This is a genomic window from Streptomyces sp. NPDC003943, assembly GCF_053605265.1.
On record NZ_JBSGIW010000001.1, the window covers coordinates 22,811 to 43,813 of the forward strand.

Annotated in this window: 15 protein-coding genes and 1 pseudogene; 11 read left to right on the top strand and 5 right to left on the bottom strand. The window is 70.9% G+C overall.

Annotated features, from left to right (window positions below; translation table 11 throughout):
• The first annotated feature begins 260 nt into the window (after positions 1-260).
• Positions 261-3,194, top strand: a complete 2,934-nt coding sequence (locus ACWEV0_RS00145; RefSeq protein WP_453144950.1) for a BTAD domain-containing putative transcriptional regulator — start codon at positions 261-263, stop codon at positions 3,192-3,194.
• Positions 3,195-3,519: 325 nt separating this feature from the next.
• Here the strand turns inward: ACWEV0_RS00145 and ACWEV0_RS00150 are convergent, their stop codons facing one another.
• The gene (locus ACWEV0_RS00150) at positions 3,520-4,062 is read right to left on the bottom strand and encodes a 2'-5' RNA ligase family protein (protein ID WP_453144951.1); all 543 of its coding nucleotides are present in this window, start codon (positions 4,060-4,062) and stop codon (positions 3,520-3,522) included.
• 253 nt (positions 4,063-4,315) lie between these two features.
• On the opposite strand from ACWEV0_RS00150, the gene ACWEV0_RS00155 reads away from it, so the two are divergent.
• Together ACWEV0_RS00155 and ACWEV0_RS00160 are read left to right on the top strand one after the other, a co-directional pair.
• On the top strand, positions 4,316-4,537 hold the full coding sequence (locus tag ACWEV0_RS00155) for a hypothetical protein (RefSeq protein WP_453144953.1): 222 nt from the start codon (positions 4,316-4,318) through the stop codon (positions 4,535-4,537).
• Between the two features lie 128 nt (positions 4,538-4,665).
• Positions 4,666-5,193: a hypothetical protein gene (locus ACWEV0_RS00160; protein WP_453144955.1), complete on the top strand. Its 528-nt coding sequence runs from the start codon at positions 4,666-4,668 to the stop codon at positions 5,191-5,193.
• A gap of 76 nt (positions 5,194-5,269) precedes the next feature.
• Here ACWEV0_RS00160 and ACWEV0_RS00165 read toward each other — a convergent pair whose 3' ends face one another.
• Positions 5,270-5,839 carry a CGNR zinc finger domain-containing protein gene (locus ACWEV0_RS00165; protein WP_453144957.1) on the bottom strand — a complete coding sequence of 190 codons (570 nt, stop codon included), beginning with the start codon at positions 5,837-5,839 and terminating at the stop codon, positions 5,270-5,272.
• Between the two features lie 59 nt (positions 5,840-5,898).
• On the opposite strand from ACWEV0_RS00165, the gene ACWEV0_RS00170 reads away from it, so the two are divergent.
• Both ACWEV0_RS00170 and ACWEV0_RS00175 read left to right on the top strand, forming a co-directional pair.
• Positions 5,899-7,125 (top strand): MFS transporter, encoded by a 1,227-nt coding sequence (locus tag ACWEV0_RS00170; RefSeq protein ID WP_453144959.1) that lies wholly within the window; start codon positions 5,899-5,901, stop codon positions 7,123-7,125.
• A gap of 421 nt (positions 7,126-7,546) precedes the next feature.
• Entirely contained in the window at positions 7,547-7,777 is a 231-nt protein-coding gene (locus tag ACWEV0_RS00175) for a hypothetical protein (protein ID WP_453144961.1), read from the top strand.
• A gap of 216 nt (positions 7,778-7,993) precedes the next feature.
• Here the strand turns inward: ACWEV0_RS00175 and ACWEV0_RS00180 are convergent, their stop codons facing one another.
• Both ACWEV0_RS00180 and ACWEV0_RS00185 read right to left on the bottom strand, forming a co-directional pair.
• Positions 7,994-9,970: a PE-PGRS family protein gene (locus ACWEV0_RS00180; RefSeq protein WP_453144962.1), complete on the bottom strand. Its 1,977-nt coding sequence runs from the start codon at positions 9,968-9,970 to the stop codon at positions 7,994-7,996.
• Positions 9,971-10,076: 106 nt separating this feature from the next.
• A complete protein-coding gene (locus tag ACWEV0_RS00185; protein WP_453144963.1) occupies positions 10,077-10,661 on the bottom strand; it encodes a hypothetical protein in 585 nt (194 codons plus the stop codon).
• Positions 10,662-11,164: 503 nt separating this feature from the next.
• On the opposite strand from ACWEV0_RS00185, the pseudogene ACWEV0_RS00190 reads away from it, so the two are divergent.
• The 6 genes and pseudogenes from ACWEV0_RS00190 to ACWEV0_RS00215 form a co-directional block, all read left to right on the top strand.
• A pseudogene (locus ACWEV0_RS00190) lies at positions 11,165-11,944 on the top strand (collagenase); the annotation flags it as partial.
• Positions 11,945-12,230: 286 nt separating this feature from the next.
• Positions 12,231-13,001 carry a hypothetical protein gene (locus tag ACWEV0_RS00195; RefSeq protein ID WP_453144965.1) on the top strand — a complete coding sequence of 257 codons (771 nt, stop codon included), beginning with the start codon at positions 12,231-12,233 and terminating at the stop codon, positions 12,999-13,001.
• A gap of 349 nt (positions 13,002-13,350) precedes the next feature.
• Entirely contained in the window at positions 13,351-14,124 is a 774-nt protein-coding gene (locus ACWEV0_RS00200) for a polysaccharide deacetylase family protein (protein ID WP_453144967.1), read from the top strand.
• Positions 14,125-14,273: 149 nt separating this feature from the next.
• A complete protein-coding gene (gene ligA, locus ACWEV0_RS00205; RefSeq protein WP_453144969.1) occupies positions 14,274-16,343 on the top strand; it encodes an NAD-dependent DNA ligase LigA in 2,070 nt (689 codons plus the stop codon).
• 443 nt (positions 16,344-16,786) lie between these two features.
• Positions 16,787-17,761 carry an LLM class flavin-dependent oxidoreductase gene (locus ACWEV0_RS00210; protein WP_453144971.1) on the top strand — a complete coding sequence of 325 codons (975 nt, stop codon included), beginning with the start codon at positions 16,787-16,789 and terminating at the stop codon, positions 17,759-17,761.
• 206 nt (positions 17,762-17,967) lie between these two features.
• A complete protein-coding gene (locus ACWEV0_RS00215; protein ID WP_453144973.1) occupies positions 17,968-19,479 on the top strand; it encodes a hypothetical protein in 1,512 nt (503 codons plus the stop codon).
• A gap of 118 nt (positions 19,480-19,597) precedes the next feature.
• Here the strand turns inward: ACWEV0_RS00215 and ACWEV0_RS00220 are convergent, their stop codons facing one another.
• Positions 19,598-20,941 carry an amino acid permease gene (locus ACWEV0_RS00220; protein WP_453144975.1) on the bottom strand — a complete coding sequence of 448 codons (1,344 nt, stop codon included), beginning with the start codon at positions 20,939-20,941 and terminating at the stop codon, positions 19,598-19,600.
• Positions 20,942-21,003: the final 62 nt, after the last annotated feature.

The window sequence follows — 21,003 nt, forward strand, 5'->3', positions numbered from 1 at the left end:
CAATCTGACGAGTCGTGCGCTGATCGGGCGTTGCGGATGCTTCCGGTCGTACCGCGCAGGCGTGGCAGGCGACTCGGTCGGAATTCCGCGCCTCGAGTGCGGAGTGTGAGGGCACACTCCGCACTCCTTGCCCGCCCACTGGTCTTCCGTGAGCACCGCTGCGGTGACGCTATGGACACGCGTCCGTCGGCCGTCCTAGATTCGTCCTAGTGCGAGGTCGGCGGGGGGTTCGACGCTGATCGCCGAGTGCCGGGGGGAGCATGAGGTTCGGCGTGCTGGGGCCGTTACACGCCCAGATCACCGGGCGCGAGGTCAGGTTCGACGGGCCGCGGCAGGCCAAGATGCTGGCCGCGCTTCTGCTCGACGCCAACGACCTCGTGGCCATGGAACGGCTCGTCGCCGTGATGTGGGACGGGAAAGCACCCGCCACCGCGGTCCGCCAGGTTCAGGACGCTCTCTCCGGGCTGCGCCGCAACCTCGCAGCGCGCGGAGCACCCGCGTCCTTGATCAGCACGCGGCGTGGCGGATACCAGATCCACCTGGCCCCGGATCAGCTCGACCTGCTGGAGTTCGACCAGGAGCGGCGCCTCGCCGAACGGCACAGGGTCCCGTTCGACCAGGCGGTCGCACTGCGGCGGGCGCTGGCATGCTGGCGCGGAAACGCCCTGGTCGACATCGCCAGCCGGGCCCTGGAGCTCGACGCGGCACGGCTGAACGAGAAGCGCGCGGCCACGCACAAGCTGTGCCTGAGCATCGAACTCGACCTGGGGCGTCATCGTGAGGTCATCGACGAACTGACCGCCCTGCTCCGTGAGCACCCCTACGACGAGCACGTCGCCGAACACCTGATGGTCGCCCTCTACCGGTGCCGGCGACAGGGCGAGGCCCTGCAGGTGTACGAGCGGTTACGCCGGACGCTGGCCGACGAACTCGGCGTCGATCCCACTCCGCCGCTCCAGACGCTGCATCAGCGCATCCTGACCGCCGATCCCGTCCTGGCGGCTCCGGTACCGGAGAGCGGTCCCGCGGACATCCCGTCGGAGAGTCCCGACGCGACGGCCACCGGGCCGACGATGGCGATGCCCGTACGTCAACTGCCGCTGGACGTACCGGACTTCGTGGGCCGGGCGGAGTCGCTGGCCGAGCTCGCCGGACTGCTCGGCGGGTCGGCGCCGAACCGGGCGCCGGTGGCCGTCATCGTGGGCGGTCCAGGGGTCGGCAAATCCTGCCTGGTGACGCATGCCGCGCGGCTGGCGAGTGCCGCGTTCCCCGACGGCCAGCTCTACCTCGACCTCGCCGCCACATCGGACGAGCCCCGGGACCCGGGGCTGATGCTGGCCGAGGCGCTGCGCGCGCTCTCGATCGCCGGCAGTGCGATCCCGAACGGCCTGTCCGAGCGCGCCGCGCTCTACCGGTCGCTGCTGGCGGACCGCCGCATGCTGGTGGTGCTGGACGATGCCGGGCACGCCGATCAGGTGCTGCCCTTGTTGCCCGGGTCCGACGGTTGTGCCGTGTTGATCACCAGCCGCACGCTGCTGACGCAGCTTCCCGGCGCCCGGCACATCGACCTGGACGTGCTGAGCCCGGCCGAGGCACGGGAGTTGTTCACCGGCATCGTCGGGCGGCGGCGAGTCGAGCGGGAACCGGCGGAGGCCGACTCGATCCTCGGCTGCTGCGGCAACCTGCCGCTGGCGATCCGGATCGCCAGCGCCAAGCTCACCGGCCGCCCGGCCTGGTCGCTGCGGGTGTTACGGGAACGGATCGAGGACGAGTCCCGGCGGCTGGCCGAGCTGAGGGTCGGGGATCTGAGCGTGCGAGCCAGCATCGAACTGAGCTTGCGGCTGCTGCCGGCCGACGCGGTGCGCGCGTTGAGCCTGCTGGGTCTGCTCGGTGCCTACACCCTGCCCGGCTGGGTGGTCGGCCCGCTGCTGGGTCGCTCGGACGCCGAGGAGGTGCTGGACACCCTCGTCGACGCGAGTTTGGTGCGGCTCACCGCCACCGACGCCATCGGTCAGCCGCGCTACCGGCTGCACGACCTGATCAGGACCTGTGCGGTGGAGTTCGCCGCGCAGCTGCCGGCGGCGGACAAGCGGGACGCGATTGTCCGGGTGCTGTCCGCCTGGCTCGATCTGACCGGGCGTGGTACCGCTCGGCTGCCGGCCGGGCTGCTGGCCGGCGAGCCCGGCTCGGCGCCGCGCCTGTCGCTGCCCGACGCGGTCGTGGACCGGCTGATGGCCGACGCGGTCGGCTGGTTCGACGCGGAACGCGACACCCTGCTCGGCGCGGTGAAACTGGCTGTGGACTGGGGGCTGGACGAGTCGGCCTGGGAACTGGCGGCCGGCCTGGTGACCTACTACGACCACCGGTGCCTGTACCAGGACTGGGAGCACGGGCACCGGCTCGCGTTGGACGCGGCCGAGGCCGCCGGCAACGTGCGCGGCGCATCGGTGCTGCTGCGCGGTCTTGGCCAGCTGCACATCTACCGGGACGAGTTCGACGGGGCGACCCGCGCCCTGGAGTCCTCCGTCGAGCTGTGTCGGGACGCCGGGGACAAGCGCGGCGAGGCGTTGTCGGTGGCGATGCTGGGCACGGTCAGCCGGGTGCAGGGCCGTGACGACGAAGCTTTCGAGCGGGTCGAGCAGGCGCTGGCCATGGCGGTCAGTGAGGGCGACCGGCACCTCGAAGCGCAGCTGTCCTGCTCGATGGCAGTGATGCGGCTCATGCAGGGCGACCTCGACGAGGCGGAGTCCTGGTTCGACGAAGCCTTGCGTCAGGCCAGGGCGCTCGACGACGGGCATCGGGTGGCGGTCGTGCTGCGACGGTTCAGCCGGCTGCACGACAGGCGCGGTGATCCGGACGAGGCGCTGCGCTGTCTGCGGCAGGCGCTGGCCACGTTCGAGAAGCTGGCCGACGAGCGGTGCGCCGCGTACACGCTGCTGGAAGTCGGCCGCGTGTACGCCGGTCGGCACGACCGGGACCGGGCGAGGCCGGCGTTGGAGCGCGCGGCGGACCTGTTCCACCGGCACGGCGACCGTCAGGACGAGGCCACGTGCTGGCAACTGATCGGCGACCTGGACGCCGCCGCCGGCGTCCACGACCTGGCACGCCGGCACCGCGGGCGGGCGCTGCGGCTGTGGCAGACGATCGGCGACATGAACCAGACGACGGCTCCAGCGCGACCGTCGTCGCCGTGACCTGGCTGACGCGGTACGTGCCGAAACGACGTCCGGGCGAGTCATGTACGGCACTGTGCGTGCCGGAAACCTCATTCAGGCGGGCCGCAGTTCTGCAACCGGCTGAGAAGAGCCCTCCCCCGGCCCAGTCGCGGCATCTGGCCCGGCCCGGCCCTCGGCATGATGATCAACGTGCTGCCGCGACTTGCCTGTCTCGTGGTCGCCAACGCCTGTACTGCGCTGCGCTGCCCCTGCTGTCGGTCGGCGACCAGGACAGCCCTTCCCTACTTCGGATGCCGATTCGCCCCAGGCGGCAGCCGCCCGGCCAAGCCCTCATGGACCTGCTTCATTCTCGTAGCGGGAACGACGCGCGTGCCTGCCACTTCTCGCCGTCGTGAACTATGAGTTCAACCGACGAGACGTGAGCCGTGAACGGGAGCCTCGTCGCGAGGTCGGCCTCGATCTCCTCCAGGACGGCGTCCTCCTGACCCTGAGCGATGGTCAGGTGCGGCACGATGTCGATGAATCGGCCGCCGTACGGCGGAGCCTCAGGCCAACGATGAGCGATCGCCTCCGTGAGCTGCCGCAACTGCGTGTCCGGTTCGGGGACGAGATAGAGCGCTTCCGGAAATCGTCCGCATCTCTCGAACCGCAGGTCAAAGGCCGGGTGGCTGCCCAGCACGTCCGCGAGTGCGGAGTGGACCACCAGCGCATCTGTTCGGCTCGCGTCGAGGAACGGGAAGAGCACGGTGACGTGAGCGGGGACCCCGGCCCGGGCCGAGGGGTCGAGCCGTTCACGCCACGTGCTGACGGACGGCTCCGCCTCCGGTATCCGGACGATGAGAGCCGTCTGGCCCACCTGGAACGCACTGGTGCTGTCATCTGTCATGACACCGCATGGTGTCAGTTCTGCCGCAGACAGCACGAACGGCGGCCTGGCGGGCGTTGGAAGCCCTGGTCGGCGTACGAGGGGACGATGCCGACGACCGGACACCGAAGTCCGGTCCGGCCGCGCCAATCGACCTCTGACTACCCACAGCCGACCGGACCACGGCCATTCCGGGCGCACTTGTAGAAACTTCTGTACTTGCCGAGCGAAATGCGGATGCGGATTGTCGGCACGGGTGCTTACTATCCCGGCCATGCCAAGACCCTTCGGATTCGCCTTTACTCAGCGCCCTGACGGCACCGTGACGATCACCCACCAGGGCCGTCCGGCGGGTACGTTGCGCGGCGCGCGTGCCCAGAAGTTTCTTGCGGAGGTCGAACCGGGGGATGCCCAACTGGTGATGGCACGCTGGACCGGTGCCTACAAGCACGGCAATGAGCGCACCGCGCGTAACCACCCACGTAATCGGGCGTAGGGCCTGTCGGTCGGTTCTCCGCGCCGCCCGTCACCTACGTTGAGGGGTAACTATCCGGCCGCCTCAACCCCTCAGTCAAGGAGAGAGAGCTGACTCCGCATTCCCTCGCGTTCTATGTGGACGTGGTCATGTCCGGAACGGTGCTCGGTGCCAGGCCCACGGACAGTCCCGACCAGGTCAGCGCGATCGTCGGTTCCGACTTCGCCGAGAACTCCCTTGACGACCACACCATGTGGCGCGACTACGGATTGGTCGAGTTCTTCTGGGTCCGGGAGTCGCCCGACCACCCCTGGGAGGGGCACCACTTCACCCTGCAGGTGCATCGGCTTTCGTACTGGGGCAGCAACATCGTCAACAAGACGATTCGCGAGCGGTACGGTCGCTTTGACCGTCACCTCCGCTTCGACAAACTGCAGCGGCTGCTGGCCAACCGCGGCGTGCGCCTGGAGGACGTACCGGACGCCAATGCCCCGGCCTTCACCCTGCATTGGCAGCCCGCATCCAAGGTGTCCGTCATGGCGCTCCGGGAACGCGAGTGGGGGCGGCGCCGGCGACGCGGTAACGATCTTGTCGGCGACGTGCACAAGATCTCGTCGTCAATGACCGCCGAGCAAGTGGCTTGGAACAGAGCACGCTACGGCCGTCAGGGCGGCTAGGGCTGGACGACACTCCCTGGTTCGTCCAGCGGCCAGCTCGTGCCGCCCGGTTCGTACACGGGCGAGGCGCTGAGGCTCATCCCTCGTCGCTGGCGCGCCTCGCGCGGAACGCCGCTGCCTTGACCCGGTTCTGGCAGGCCGTCGAGCAGAACTGGCGGCCGGCGTTGCGGGATGTGTCCACGTAGACCCGGTCGCAGCGCGGGGCTGCGCAGATGCCGAGGCGGCCGGCGTAGTCGCCGCCGAGGGCCATGGCGAGGCCGGTGGCGCAGCCGGCGCTCCAACCGACGGCGTAGGTGTCGTCGGCGCCGTGGAAGTGGACCTGCCACGGCTCGCCGGGGGCGCGGTCGAGCTGGGGGCGGGCACCGGTCTCGTACAGCAGCGCGTTGAGGGCGGCAGCCGCGTCGTCGAGACGGTCGGCGGCCACGGATTCGAACACCGTACGCAGGGCGCGGGCGGTTTCGGCCAGTCGGTCGGCCTCGTCGAGTCCGAGGTCCGGCCCGGCGGAGAGCGCCGCGCGGACCGCTTCGACCCGCTCGGCGCCCTGGGGGGCGAAGTACTGACGGCCGCGTGCCTGACCGTCGGTCAGTGCGTTGACGAGTGCCGCCGAGGCGTCGAGCAGGGTACGCATGTGACTGTCGAACAACACTTGACCAGTTACCTTTCACCTGCCTACGGTGGCCGTCACCGACAATAGACGATTGACCAGTGACGGGAGGCGCTGTGCTGCGCTCCGAACCGCTGCCCCGCACCGTCCGCCTGCTGCTGCTCGCCCGGATCGTCAACCGACTCGGAGCCTTCTCGCTGCCCTTTCTCACCGCGCTGATCTGTGCCGACCACGGCGCGAGCCTGACCACCGCCGGGCTGGTCAGCGCCGCCTTCGGGCTCGCAACGATCCCCTCACGGCTGGCCGGGGGACGACTGGCCGACGGGATCGGCCGGCGCACGACCATCGTGCTCGGCCTCTGCGGATGCGCCGTCGCACAGCTGGCCATCGCGGCCTCCGCATCGCTCACCTGGGCGGTCGCCGGCGCGGTGCTGCTCGGGCTGGCCTTCGAGCTCTACGAGCCGCCCAGCCAGGCGATCATCGGCGAGTCCGTGCCCGAGCGGCAACGGGTGCGTGCGTTCAGCCTGTTCAGCGCAGCGCTCGCGGCAGGCGGCATGGGCGCCGGACTGCTCGCCGCCCTCGTCGGACACTGGGACCTGCGATGGCTCTTCGTCGCCGACGCCGCCACCTGCCTGGCCTGCGCGCTGCTGATCCGGCTCGCCCTTCCCCATGACCGTCCGGCACGAGCCGCAGCGGACCAGGACCACACCACCGTACGACCGCTGAGGGACCGAGCCCTGTTGAACGTCCTGGCCACCGGAACCGCCTACGCGCTCATCAACCAGCAGACCGTGATGACCCTGCCCCTCGCGCTCGTCCGGCAGGGCCTGCCCGCGGCCGATGCCGGACTGCTGTTCACCGCCACCGCGGCCACCACCGTGCTCGCCCAGCCACTGGTCCGGCTGCCCTGGACGAGCAGGCTCACGACACCCGCCGCTCTCGCCCTCGCCCATCTCCTCCTGGCCGCGGGCCTGACCGGCTACGCCTTCGCCCGCGGCCTGCCCGCGCTGCTCACCGCGGCCGCCGTGTGGAGCCTCGGCGACCTGCTGGTCATGGGCCGCATCTACGCGCTCGTCACCGACCTGGCACCACCCGGCGCAACCGGCCGATACCTGGCCGTCTTCGGCACCAGCTGGGGCTTTGCCGCGACGCTCGCCCCCGTCCTCGGCACCCAGCTGCTCGCCCGTGCGGGGACGACCACGCTGTGGTCCACGATGGCCGCGTCCTGCCTGCTCCTCGCCGCGCTGCACCTCCGGGTGACACCACAGTCACCCCGCCTACCCGGTGCCACGGAGGCTGTCCGCCACCCGGCCCGGGGCGCCGCATAGCGGCAGCGAACCCGGCCCGCGAACCGGCGTTGTCACAAAGCAGGTTGCCGGCGGAACTTTCGTACAACGGCCAAGTGGGTGACGACGTGGACCGCGCGTGAGATCCGCGTGAGATCCGCGTGGGTGAAGCCTGGCCGCCCGCTCTGTCGTAGGGGGCCCGTAGGGTGCGGCCATGTCTGTGCCTGACCTGGTGCCCATCCGATATGAACCCGACCACCGCACGTCCACCATCGGGTGGTGGGAAGGCGGACAGTTCTTCGCGCATGTCAGCGGCGTCTTCGCAGGGCGAGGCGGTGACCAGGAGCGAGTACTGCGGCGGTGGTATTCCGTACTGCACGAGTTCGACGCCGCAGGTACACATACGCGCTCCCGCATCGAGTCGGCGGGTCTGGCCACGGACGGACCGGCGAGGGCTTCGGTGGTGGCAGCCGCGCGAGAGCGCGTGGAGGAGTGGCTGGGCTCGCTGCCCGCGGTGAGGTTCGGGGACATCGCGACAGCGCCGTTCTCGATCGACGTCGACGGGATCCGGTTCGGCCTGGTCCGCGAGTGCCACGGGGAGTATCCCGAGGGTGAGGAGCGCGAGGACTGGGCGGAGTTCTATCCGGAGCGGCTCGGATTCGGCGCGCCCTGGGACGGGTCTTACGACACGTGACCGAACGCCGCCACCAGCCGGCGGTGACGCGGCACTGGAAGCCGCCGTGCCTGCCGGGTTGCTCCTCGGGTGCTCTTCCGCCCTTCCGACGCTCCGCTCCCCGACGTCGACACGCCGGCCGATCTGAACCCGCGGTCGGGCTGACGCTCATGTCATCGTCCGCCAATCCGCGGTGAGCGGGCGCGGCGGCTTCCGTGATCTGCCGGTCCGCGACCTCTATTGCCGAGGTTTGCGACTGAGCCCGATCATCCGGTCGGCGACGTCCAGGGGCAGAGCTGGGTTCATGGCCGCCTCGTCAGCGGTTTCCGCGTCGCGCAGCATCGCTACGAGGATGGATGCGGGCAGTCGGTGGTCGCGTAGCGCGGCGGAGCGGATGTGCCGCTCGGGGTCGCTGAGGAGCCGGACGGCGGACGCGGGCGTCAGGCGCGGGTCGGTCGCGGCGCGGTAGCGCACCTCGGGTTCCGTGTCCCGGGTGAACCGTTCCACGAGCTCGGCGGACGACAGGGGGTCGTCCAGCGCGAGTTGCCGCATGCGCGGGTCCGGGTCGTCGGCGTACCGCAGGAGCCCTTCACGCGGGAAGTTCGGGTGGTTGCGTGGGCGACCAGGAAAGCTGAGGCTGCCCGTCCACCACTTCCAGACCCGCAGCAGCATGCCGGCGGGCGCGTCCTCGCAGGATTCCGCGAGGAAGAGCTGCACGACACGGTCTTCGTCGACCGCTAGTTTCCCGACCACGTCCTGCGGAAGGCGCGGGGCGCGGGCGACGCTCCTGCGGACGAGCGGGTGAGCGGAGTCGGCGAGGCGGCGCATGGCGGCGGGATTGTCGTGGAGCGCGGCGACCCAGGAGAGCGTGCGCTCTCGCGAGGTCGGGTCGAACTCGAAATCGATCGTGGCCCGTTCCTGTTCCGTGAGGTCGGGGCGTAGGGCTACCCGGTGGCGCACGTGGGCGTCCGCGTCCCTGCCGAGTTCGGAGACCAGGTCCGGCTCCAGGTGCGGATTGTCGGCGAGGGCGGCGCGCTCGGCGGGCTCGCCGTGGCGGACGAAGTGTTCGGCCGGCGCCCGGTCCAGGCGGCACGTTTTCAGGACGTCGTCGGGCAGGCCACCCGCGTCGAGGTCCGAGCTCGTGACCGGGTGTTGCCGGTGGTGGGCACGGCGGGCAGCGGTCCGCACCCCTGCCACGGGGTCGGCGAGGAGCGCCTGGTGCTGCGCGTCGTCCAGGTACGGCCAGGCGGTCCGGCAGGCGGTGGCCCGGACGGTGCCGTCGGCGTCGGCCGCCAGGGCGACGCCGACCGGTACGGGCAGGCCGGTCAGACGCGCGGTCTCCTGCCGCACCCGCGTGGACCGGTCGGCGGCGAGCTGCCGGCAGGTCTCCTCGGTGACCTCGGCGCGCCGGTCGGCGGCGAGCAGGGCCAGGATCCAGCGGTGCTTCTCGGACTCCTCGCCGAGGATCAGGCGCTCCCAGTGCTCCTTCGTGAGATGCGGATGCACCTCGGCGAGGGTCTGGCGCACTCTCCATTCCGGGTGCGTGAGGGCCGCCTCGAGCGTCTCGCGCGGCAAAGTGCCGTACAGGTTCCAGGTGTTCAGCCCGAGCAGCCGGTGCCGGAGCTCGGCGGGCACGGTCTCGTTCCGCGCGAGCCCGCCGGCCCACGCGTGGCGGAGCCGCTCGGCCAGTCCACCTTCTCCGAGTTCGTCGAGGAACTCGAGGAACTCGATGAACTCGGACCATGCCGCTTCGCGCTCCTGTGCTGTTTCCCGTACGGCTTCGTGCGCCGCCTCCTCGTTCCGCTCGCTGAGCCGGTCCAGGACGGAGAGCCGGATCCGCTCCCCCGCCACGGTCACGGCGAGCAGCGTCTCGCCGTCCGTCGACATCGTCTGGAACCCGTCGCCGTCGCCCAACAGTGCGTACGCGTCCACCTCCGCGGCCAGCCGGGCGTAGGCCCAGATCGCCTGTCCGCCGTCGACGAGAACGACGCCGTCCTGATCAGCCAGCCCCGCCGCGTCGACGAGTCGCCGCCAGTGCTCCCTGAACGCTTCCGTGGCCGTGCGAGGCAGCACGGCTGCCGGCGCCGGTGCCGCCCATGCGAGCAACCGGCGTGCGCGGTTCGGCGGCATCCCCCGGTCCACGTGCCAGGTTCCCACCCGTTCCAGCCCGGCCCGCTCCAGTGCGTGGGTCAGTTGCTCGGTTCGGCTCCTCATGCGTTCATCATCGCTGGTCCCGCCGGGCACACCGGAGGTGCTGACGGCTTCAAGAACCGAGGCATCGTGCAAGGGGGCCGGCACGAAGCCAGAGCACCGCCGGCAGCTACCAGCCCCCCTCCACCGGCCCGATCGGCTGCAGCCCAACCTCTCGGGCCAGCCATTCGGCACGCGCCACGTCGTCCCGCCGGAAGTGAACGAAGACCGTGTGATCCGTGGCGGGTGTCTCCCGGTACACGTCCTGGCTGTTGATGGCGATCTGGACGTAAGCGTCCTTGTTGCGGATGTCCAGGCCGAGTTCCGGAACGGCGGGCCAGCTGAAGAAGTCCCAGTCGATCGAACCTGGCCCGGAGCCGATCACACCGAAGAAGGTCTCTTCGATCGACCCGACCGGCTGGCTCTCAAGGTGGAGCGTGACCGGGAGAAGTGCCTCTGCCCGCGGGTCCCCCGATGAGATCAAGCGCCGGATCTCATCGCGGGACTCGGGGCGGTACGGGTCGTCAGGGCTGATGACAGCCTTCGGGAAGGCGGCAGCCATGTTCTGCGCCTCGGCCGGCGTCAGCGCCTGCGCCTCCGCGCTGACCTGGAACTTTTCCATGGGGATGGCAAGAGCGAGTAGGCGCTGCACCGCATGGTGGGCGTCCCTTAGATCAGGAGTGCGCAGAACCGGCAAGGCGTTCGAAGTGCTCATCCGCGGCAGTGTCGCAGATCCAGCACCGCACGCTTACCCGAGTTTGCGCCGCGCGCCTGCGTTTCCGGCTCCACAGCTACCCGCAGGCAGCGACCCAGCCCTCGCCGCCCGCCCTCGACGCACCAGATGACGCGGTTTCTCAACCTCGCGGCCCGAAACGGCTACGGGGATCAGGGCTTCGAAGGTACTGGAGATGCCGGGTCCCACCGAGGCGGAGTGACGAAACGGAATCGATGTGTCCCTGTCAAAGTCATTGAAAAGCCATGTGACATGTGCAATTTTACAGCGCAGCCCGTCGCGGACGGGACCCCTACTCCCCTCTCCAGGAGCGAATCTTGCGCGCCATGGCCGTCGCCACCGCCCTGTTCATAGCCGCCGTCGCGGCCTCTCCCGCCCAGGCCGCCTCCCAGGCCCCTCAGGCCTCTCAGGCCGATCCCCAGGCGGATCACGCCTTCGCCGACCCGGGCCAGCGCCCGGCCCACGGCAATGTGCAAGGCGCTCTCAGCGCGACCGGGACCACCGGCGGCAGGCTGGAATCGCGCATCCTGCCGATCGTCCACAACTGCAGCCCGTCGCTGCGGATCCGCGCCCAGGAGATGACCACCGACCAGCTGAACGCGACCTGCGCGAGCCTGGCGAACCAGGACGCCTACTTCCACAGCGTGGTCAACGACCAGGGACCGGTCGCGGACGACTACAACACCACCCTGGAGGTCGACGTCTTCAACTCGAGCGCCGACTACAAGACCTACGCGGGGAGGATCTACGGCATCGACACCAACAACGGCGGCATGTACCTGGAGGGAGACCCCGCGAAGACGGGCAACCAGCCGCGGTTCATATGCTACGAGCGCACCGACGTGAGCCCCGGCTGGCAGATCTGGAACCTCAACCACGAGTACACGCACTACCTCGACGGCCGCTTCGACCTGTACGGCGACTTCAACGCCAGCCAGACCACCCCCACCGTGTGGTGGGGCGAGGGCGTGGCGGAGTACATCTCCTACTCCTACCGCGGTGTCACGTACTCCAACGCGCTGACCGAGGCCGGCAAGCACACGTACTCCCTGCGCACGCTGTTCGACACCACCTACGACAACAGCGATGTCACCCGCACCTACAACTGGGGCTACCTCGCCGCCCGCTACATGATCGAGAAGCACCCGGCCGACGTCGCCACGGTCCTCGCCTACTACCGCACCGGAAACTGGACCGCCGCCCGTTCCTTCCTCACTTCGCTGGACTACGAGAGCGACTGGAACGCCTGGCTGACGGGCGTGGCGACGACCGCCTGACCCGACCCGCACTCCTGCGCACGGACGCCGAAGGCTCCGGAAGCGGCGAACATCCCGACCGGTCAAGAGAATCGGTCGGGATCTCGTCACTGCCGGCGCGCGGAAGAACGGATCTGCCGGTCGAGCCACCCGACGCCGCCCGGCTGTGCTCCCACCGTCGTGACCACGGCCCGGCCCGAACAGGAACCGCTCACCCCGTCCGTCCGTCATGTCCACGGGGGCCTCCAGAGGCTCAACGCTCTTTCGCGCTTCACCACCGAGTCCGAGGAGACACATGGCCGACACCGTCAACTCGCTGGCCACCCGCTTTCACGAACTACTGGTGGCGCTCCAGACCGACGGTCCCGCCGCCGTGGGCACCGCGGGCTTCCACGATGTCGTCGCGCGTTCCACGGCGCTCGGCCCCGACGGCGCGTGGCTCGTCGCCGCGGGCCAGGCGGGCCTCGGCGTCCTGGCCTGCGCGTACGGACAGGCGGATCAGGCCGTCTTCCACTTCGACGCCGCGGTGGCAGCCGGCTACAACGACTGCGTGACGCTCCACGCCGCCCCCTTGCGTCCGCTGCACGCCGATCCCCGGTTCCGGGCCCTGTACCAGCGGATGCGCATCACCGAGGCCGACCTCGACGAGCTCTTGTGGCTGCACCAGGAAATGCAGCACATGTCGAGGGAGGCCCAGCAGATGAGCGTCGACAACATCGGCCGCGTCGACACCGGCGTGTCACTGCTCCCCCAGGCCCCCATGCCGACCCGCGAACCGAACACCCCCGGGGTCCTGGTCACCCGCATCGATCTCGCCGCGACCCAGACCGCACTCCAACAGGCCGTCATGAAGGCGGAGTTCCAGCGCAGCTCCGGCAATACCAGCCTCAGTCTCATCGACGACTCCTGGGACCACCCCCGTGCCCGGCACGATGCCTGGCACGCCGACGAGCTGGATTCCCGGCGCCTGCGGGCCGCCGAGGCCCGGGCTTTCGTCGAACGTCCCGGCGCCGGCACCGTGCTCATCCCGTGTCCGCCGCTGGGCTCGATCACCTACCCGAGCTGAGGAGGGCCGAACCGGCGCGATGGGCGGTGCGGGCGGTGCACGCTCGTGCCGGATGAGCTGCTGATGGAGGTCCTCGACAAGGCGAGCTGCGCGTTTCGTCTTCCTTCTCCCCCCGGCGACCGGGGGTTGATTCGAGGTAAGGGTACGAACCGGCAGGAAAGTAGCGATACCGGCGTAACCAGACACGCGAGGTTCCGGCCTCAGCCTCCGCGGTTTGTCCCTGAACTCTCCCGAAATTGTCCGTGATCGGTAACGGACGCATCCGCGGGCCGCCTAGCGTCGTCCTGACAAGTGGTCGCAAGGCGACCAGGAGTTCACTGAGGAACCGCGGGAAAGAGTGGGGGCGGACATGGCGCGGCACGGTAGTGCGCGGGGTTGGTACGGCAAGCTGGTCGGGGCGGCGCTGGGGGTGACCGTCCTCGCCACCGGCGCCTCGGTTTGGACCGCGCAAGCCGACCCCACTGGCGACGCGCCGCCGAAGGCGAGCACGCCGGCCACGCCGAGCAACGACGTCAAGCGGGTCTCGGCGGTCATCGCGCACGCCTCGGACGCCGGTGCGCGGGGCGTCAACATCACCATCGACGACGGCCCCGACCCCGTGTGGACCCCTCAGGTACTCGACGTGCTGCGGGAGTACGGGGTGAAGGCCACGTTCTGCATGGTGGGAACGCAGGCGAAGGCCCACCCCGACCTGGTCAAGAAGGTCGTCGCGGACGGACACCGGCTCTGCGACCACTCCGTGTCGCACAACACCGCGATGGACAAGGCCTCCCAGGACTACCAGAAGCGCGAGATCCTCGACGCCGAACGCATGATCACCGAAGCGTCCGGAGGCGTGCGCCCCGTCTACTACCGGGCGCCCGGCGGGGCCTTCACCCCCTACAGCCGCAACCTCGCCGCCTCCCGCGGCATGCGTCCTCTCGGCTGGAACGTCGACACCAAAGACTTCGAACGCCCCGGCACCGACGCCATCGTCGCCACCGTCGAACGCGAACTCCCCAACGGACCGACGCTCCTCTTCCACGACGCCGGCGGCGACCGGTCCCAAACGGTCCAGGCCCTGCGCCGGATCCTTCCCCGGCTCAAGGAGCAGGGCTACACCTACGGCTATCCCGTCCGCTGAAGCCCCGGCCCGGGGCCCAGGGCCACCCCCGGCCCCTCGGCCCCTGGGCCTCGGCCTCGGGACGCCCAGCAGCGCGACGAAGCCGGGCATTCGACGCCCTGAGGCCTCGGTCCAGCATCACTGTCAGACCCTCACGACATGATGCATTCATGACCGCGATTCCCGCCGCTGAGGCGCGCCCTGTCCTGTCCACCCGTGCCGATTACGAGTCCTCGCTCGACCGGTTGCGTGAGGCGTCGCGCGCCTACTACGGCGGCGGGAACAGCCCGTTGGACGATGCTTCGTTCGACGCGCTGCGCCGCTCCCTACTGGACTGGGAAGCCAGGCATCCGGGCGGGACGGCCGGTTCGCCGACCGGCCTGGTCGCTGACGGTGCCGCGCCCGAGGGCGACGTCCCGCACACCTCGCGGCTGCTCAGTCTCGACAACGTCTTCAGCGCCGAGGAGCTGACCGGGTGGGAGGCGTCGTTGAAGCGGCGGCTCGGCCACGAGGTCGAGGGCGGATTCGCCGTCGAGCCGAAGTTGGACGGTGCGGCCGTCGCCGCCCGGTACCGCGGCGGCCGGCTGGTGCAGATCATCACGCGTGGCGATGGCAGCCGCGGCGAGGACGTCAGTCATGTGATCGGCAGCATCGTCGGTCTGCCCGAGCGGCTGGCCGAGCCGGTCACCTTCGAGGCCCGCGGTGAGGTCCTGTTCACGCAGGAGCAGTTCGAGACCGCGAACGAGGTGCGTGCGGCGCACGGGGCGGCGCCGTTCGCGAACCCGCGCAACGGGGCGGCCGGGACGCTGCGGGCGAAGGACCGGCCCTACCGGCTGGAGATGACGTTCTGGGCGTACGGCGCGGTCGACCTGGACGGCGGATCGTTCCTGACCGCTGGGGCGACGCACAGCGAGGTGCTGGCCGCCGTCGCCGGGGCAGGGGTGCAGACCACGGGCGCGACGCCGGCCGGGCTGCGCGTGGTGAGCACGATCGCCGAGGCCCAGGCGCGGGTGGACGCGATCGCCGCCATGCGCGCCGGCCTGCCCTTCGGCATAGACGGCGTGGTCATCAAGGCCGACAGCGCCGCCGAGCAGGCGGCCGCCGGACTCGGCAGCCGCTTCCCGTACTGGGCGATCGCGTACAAGCTCCCGGCCGTCGAGCGGCAGACCGTCCTGGAGGGCGTGGAGTGGGCGGTCGGGCGCACCGGCGCGATCGCACCGACCGCCGTCCTCGCGCCGGTCGACATCGACGGCACGACGGTGTCCCGGGCCACCCTGCACAACCCGGCCGACATCGCGCGCCGCGGCCTGCACCTCAAGGACACCGTCACCGTCTACAAGGCGGGCGACATCATCCCCCGCGTCCAGGCCCCGGTCGTCGAGCTCCGTCCTGAAGACGCCGTGCCGGTCCCCCTGCCCGAAGCGTGCCCGAACTGCGGTGGCGCGATCGACAAGAGCCAGGAGCGGTGGCGGTGCGCCAAGGGAACCGCGTGCGCGCTCGCCCCGCTGATCGAGTACGCCGCCGGGCGCGACATCCTCGACATCGACGGCCTGGGCAGGACGTACGTCAAGGCCCTGATCGACTCCGGGCTCGTCGCCGACGTCGCCGACCTGTTCACCCTGACCGAGCAGCAACTGACGGACGCCTCGGGCAGCGCCAGGCGCGGCACGAAGCTCGCCGAGCAGCTCGAACTGGCCAAGGCCCGCCCCCTCAGCCGCGTCTTCTGCGCGCTCGGCATCCCGGGCACGGGCCGCAGCATGTCGCGACGGATAGCCGCCCACTTCGGCACCATGGACGCGATCCGCAAGGCCGGCGCGGAGGACATGCAGGCCGTCGAGGGCATCGGCCCCGAGAAGGCCCCCGTCGTCGTCGCCGAGCTCGTCGCTCTCGCGCCGGTCATCGACAAGCTGATCGCGGCGGGCGTCAACATGGCCGAACCGCAGCCGGACACCGCCGCCACCTCGCCCGCCGGCGACCGGCCGCTGGCCGGCAGGACCGTAGTGGTCACCGGCAAGATGACCGGTCGCCTCGAAGGCTTCAGCCGTACCCGGATGAACGAACTCGTCGAACGCGCCGGCGGCCGCGCCGGAAGCAGCGTCAACGCGAAGACGTCCTGCCTCGTCGCCGCCCCGTCACCGTCGGGCAAGCCGAGCTCGAAGGCCAACGCCGCGCAGAGACTCGGCGTCGAAGTCCTCACCCCGGAAGAGTTCGCAGATCTCGTCGCCGACTACCTCACGTGAGTGCTCCCGACCGCGCTCGCCGCGAGGGCCGGCGTCGCGCGGCACTTCGGCGGCGCGGTCCTCGACGGCCACGGCGCCGGGAAGGAGGCCATGGCCCTTCGCGGCCGTCCGGGCCGTCTCGATTCGGCCGGCCGCGGCTTGCCGGCCGGCCGCCTCGCGGCAGGCGGTTCGCGTGCGGGTCACGTGCTCACCGGAGGGTCCTCGTCTCCGGCCATGTCGTACTCGTCGACGTCGAGCTCGGCGCCGGTGGCGATGAGGAAGTCCAGGACAAATGCGGGTGATCTGCTCGTCGACACGCAGGTCCGGTTCCCGGCAGGTGAGCACCCACGAGCACGGTGCCGCCTCGACCGCGGGGGCCGAGACAAGGGGCTGCCTCTCGAACGCCCCCAGCCATTCCCCGTAGGGAATTGTCGCCACCCACAACGGTCGAGAGCATGGCCGGCATGGACATCGGTGTACTGCTTCCGACCGGAACCGCCCAGTGGGGCCCGGACGACGACCCTCGTGAGCTGATCACCCTCGGCCGTCACGCCGAACGCCTGGGCTTCTCCTCGCTCTTCGTCAACGACTCCCTGATCAGCCCGCGCATCGAGGCGCTCACGATGCTGGCCGCGCTCGCCCCGGCGACCGAGACCGTGACGCTGGGCACCGCTGCGCTGATGCCGTTCCTGCGCCGGCCGGTCCAGGCCGCGCAGGCACTCGCGTCGATCGACCTGCTGTCCGGTGGCCGGCTCGCCGTGACCGTCGGCGCCGGCTTCCCCGGCCGCTTCGGACGGCCCCTCTACACGCTGTCCGAGGTGCCGTGGGAACGCCGCTTCGCCCGCCTGGACGAGACCGTGGCGCTGTGGCGGGCTCTGTGGGACGGTGCCGACGCCTTCCACGGCGAGATCCTCCGGTTCGACGGCATCCCGCCCATGACCAGGCCGTACCGGGCCGGCGGCCCGCCGATCTGGCTCGCCGGCGCGACCCCAACGGCGCTGGCCCGCGCGGGCCGGACGTACGACGGATGGCTGCCCTACCCGCCCGACCCCGCCGACTACGCATCGGGCCTGCGCGACATCCGCAAGGCGGCGGCCGACGCCGGGCGCACGGCCGAGGACATCACCCCGGCGCTGTTCGTCACCGTCCGGATCGACGACGACATCGAGGGCGGCCGCCGAGCGCTGGACGCCTACGCGCGGGCCACGTACGGCATGCCGCTGCAGGAGCTGGAGAAGATCCAGGCGGTCGTCGCCGGCTCCGCCGGGCAGGTGCTCGAGCGCCTGGGACGGTACGTCGCCGCCGGCGCTCGGCACGTCGTCGTACGTCTCGGCGCCGTGGACCTGCGCTCCCAGCGCGACCAGCTCGAACGGGCCGCAGACCTGATCGCCGCCGTCCGGCAGGGAGCGGATCGCCCCTCCGCCTCGGAAGGCTCTTGAGACCTCCCGGACTGGCGGCGCCGCGGGCGATCCGCGGAGGCCATGCGTTTTCGCCGCCGCCGGAGCCCCCTCATCTCTCATGGCGGGCACGTGAGTTGAGGTTCCCTTGAGGTGAAGTTGGCACTCCCTGATTACTTGTCAGTAGCATGCGGCGCGCAGGCCTGCTCGCATCACCGACCACTCATGTCCCAGGGGGACCCTTCCGCATGTCCATGCGTACCCTCACGCGCACTCTGCGCGTGTCCGCGCTCGCCATATCCGTGGCGGCCACACTCAGCGCCTGCGGCCAGACGACGCCTGCTCCGTCGGCCGCCGGCAGCACCGGCGAGACCGCCTTACCCACGCACTCCCGCCCGGCCGACGAGAGCCTGCCCGCGGCGGCCACCGGCAGCCCGGAGGCCGCCCTGGCCGGGGGCCGGCCGACGGCCTCGTCCGCAAGGACGTCGGCCCGTCCGGTCGACGTCGGCACCGCGAAGGCGCCCGTCATCGTCTCCCCCTCGTCGTCCGGGTCGGGGACGCCCGCCGTCGTGGACGGCACGCGCGGCCTCAGCCTCGACGCCTATGACCGGCGGACCGGCAAGGCAGTCCTCACGATGCCCGGCGCCGGCAAGGGCGCCCCGAGTCCCTCCGCCACAGCGGCGGCCGTCGCAGCGGTCCGGCCCGGGCAGCTGATCGACAGCCCGCCGTCGGCCGTCGCCCCGCGCGGCGCGCTGCTCGCGATCACCGGCGTCGAGCGCACGGGCGACGGGAAGCTCGAGGTCAAAACCCGTCCGGCGACCGTATCCGAGCTGCTCGGGAAGAGCTGGGCCGACATCAAGAGCGCCCTTGACCCGCGAAAGATCCAGGTCACGCCGAAGCTCAAGGACCTCAAGGCGTCCTACGTCCCGAACCCGGACGGCGCCCGGGGATCCGCCTCCGCCGTGCTGCAGCTGGACGCGAACACCTCCGTCCCGCTGCCTGGCGGCACCAAGGCCACACTCACGGGTTCGGTCTCGCTCGATCCCAGCGTCGTCTTCTCGTACCGAGGCGCCCACGGGATCCTCGCCCCGGAGCAGGCCAAGGTCGGCTTCGATCTGGGCGCGCACGCCGACTGGCGCCTCACCGCGGGTCTCTCCGGCTCCACGGGAGTCAGGATCCCGATCGCCACGCTCACCGCTTCCCCCGTGGTGATGGTCGGCGAGGTTCCCGTCGTCATCGTCCTCAACACCACCGTGTACGCCGTCGCCACCGCCGACGGGACCGTCTCCGTCGACACCACCCAGACCTTCGACGGCAGTTGGGCCATCCACGCCGACTACACGAAGGCCGGTGGCTGGACCTCCGCCACCGAGCCGGTCAGCACCAAGGTGTCCCCGGTCAAGGCGACGTTCACCGGCCGCGCCTCGGTCCGCACCGGTCTGACCGCCGAAGGCTCCGTCGCCCTCTACGACGCGGTGGGCCTGAAGGCCACCGTCGAGCCGTACCTCCGCGCGGACGTGGACGGCACGGTCAGTATCGACTCGGGCGACGGCGTGCCGGCCGTCCGAGGCAAGGCCGGGCTCTACGGCGGGCTCGACGTGAACGGGGCCGTCCTGGCGCGCATCGCCATCCTGGGTACCCCGCTGTTCGAGAGGTCCATCCCGTTCCGGCTCTACCACGACGAGTGGACGATCGCGGCCCACGAGGCGGACGCCCCGCTCCCCGGCACCCCACGGCCGTCCGCCTCGCCGGACAACTGACGAGGCGTCACTCCAGCGTGTCAGAAAGGCGTTTGCCACGCGGGGCTTCCACCGGTCGGCCGCTGAGCGGCCGACCGGTGGTTCGGCTGAGTGGTCCGGCTGGGAGGTCCGGCTGGGTTCAGTCGGCTTCGGCCTGGGCCTCGACGTCCTCGATGCCGCTGGGCCGGCCCGCTCGAATCCAGCGCACGTAGAGGCCGCCGCCGATGGCGAGGGTGGCCACGAGGGAGAGGATCGGCCAGCCGCGGAGGAGGTTGACCAGGAGGGTGAAGGCGACCGCGGAAGCGGCGATGCCGTTGACGGCGGCGAGCAGCGGCTTGCGCTCGGTGCGGGCGAAGCGGGTCATGGCGAGCAGGCCGACCAGGAAGCTGACGAACACGGACACCGCGTAGAACAGCACCAGCTCCTGCTCCTTGCCCGCGGCGGCGACGATGATCACCGCGGCGGCGGCGAGGAAGACCACGACCGACCAGTACGGGGTGTGATGCTTGTTGGTGCGGCCCAGCACCGTCGGCAGCACGCCGGGGCGTTCGTCGGTACCCGCGAGGGCCTTCAGGAGCCCGGGGCCGGCCTGGAAGGAGGAGCTGGCGGCGGCGAGGAGCAGGAGCGAGCTGGTGAGCTGGAAGGCGCCGTAGAGCCAGCCGGGTCCGGCGGCGGCGTGGGCGATGTCGGCGATCTGGGTGGAGTCGGCGCCGGGCAGGCCGATGTGCAGCTGCACGGCCAGGGCGGTGAGGGCGAGGGTGAGGCCGCCGACGATGACCAGGAGCAGGGCGAGGGTGCCGCGGCCGAAGCGCCGGCGGTGGGTGTCGTCGAGCTGGCCGAGCTGGGCGATGGCGGTGGAGGGCGCTTCGACGCCGGTGGCCAGTGCCATGGCGACGGGGAAGGCGAGCACGACGGCGAAGACCGCGGAACGGCCGGGGTCGGTGTGGGCGGGTGCGGTGCCGGTGCTGTGCGGGGCGGTGAAGCCGAGCACCACCACGGCGACGGCGGCGAGGACGAACACCACGGTCATCGCGGCGAACAGCAGCCGGCCGCCGTGCCCGAACCAGGTCAGCCCGGCCACGAGCACCAGCAGGACCAGGGCGAGCGGGATGCGGACCGGCGCCAGGGCGGGGAACAGGGCGATCACGGCGCTCGCGGCGGCCGCGATCGAGATGCCGATGGTGAGGACGAAGTCGACCACCAGGGCACCGATCGGAAGGAACGTCCACCTCGGACCGAACGCCCGCCCGGCTGCCGCTGCGGCGCCGCCGCCCTTGGGGAAGCGGCGTACCAACTGCCAGTAGTTCGCGGTGACCACCACGACCAGGCCGACCACGAGGGACATGGTGGGCAGCAGCAGGGCGAGGTCGCCGTGCAGGGCGTGCAGGGCGGCCTCGATCGCGTAGGCGACGGAGGAGACCGGGTCGGCGATCACGGCGAACGCGAACGCGAAGAAGAGAACGGAGCGGCGCGGGCCACGCACTGGCGGAACCGGCGCCGCGGCAGTGCGTGCGGCGGTCTGGGGAAAGGTCACGGCGGAACCCT

Coding starts and splice junctions, on each gene's coding strand:
- ACWEV0_RS00145 (WP_453144950.1), top strand. CDS start 261: ATGAGGTTCGGCGTGCTGGGGCCGTTACACGCCCAGATCACCGGGCGC.
- ACWEV0_RS00150 (WP_453144951.1), bottom strand. CDS start 4,062: ATGACAGATGACAGCACCAGTGCGTTCCAGGTGGGCCAGACGGCTCTC.
- ACWEV0_RS00155 (WP_453144953.1), top strand. CDS start 4,316: ATGCCAAGACCCTTCGGATTCGCCTTTACTCAGCGCCCTGACGGCACC.
- ACWEV0_RS00160 (WP_453144955.1), top strand. CDS start 4,666: ATGTCCGGAACGGTGCTCGGTGCCAGGCCCACGGACAGTCCCGACCAG.
- ACWEV0_RS00180 (WP_453144962.1), bottom strand. CDS start 9,970: ATGAGGAGCCGAACCGAGCAACTGACCCACGCACTGGAGCGGGCCGGG.
- ACWEV0_RS00185 (WP_453144963.1), bottom strand. CDS start 10,661: ATGAGCACTTCGAACGCCTTGCCGGTTCTGCGCACTCCTGATCTAAGG.
- ACWEV0_RS00195 (WP_453144965.1), top strand. CDS start 12,231: ATGGCCGACACCGTCAACTCGCTGGCCACCCGCTTTCACGAACTACTG.
- ACWEV0_RS00200 (WP_453144967.1), top strand. CDS start 13,351: ATGGCGCGGCACGGTAGTGCGCGGGGTTGGTACGGCAAGCTGGTCGGG.
- ligA (WP_453144969.1), top strand. CDS start 14,274: ATGACCGCGATTCCCGCCGCTGAGGCGCGCCCTGTCCTGTCCACCCGT.
- ACWEV0_RS00210 (WP_453144971.1), top strand. CDS start 16,787: ATGGACATCGGTGTACTGCTTCCGACCGGAACCGCCCAGTGGGGCCCG.
- ACWEV0_RS00215 (WP_453144973.1), top strand. CDS start 17,968: ATGTCCATGCGTACCCTCACGCGCACTCTGCGCGTGTCCGCGCTCGCC.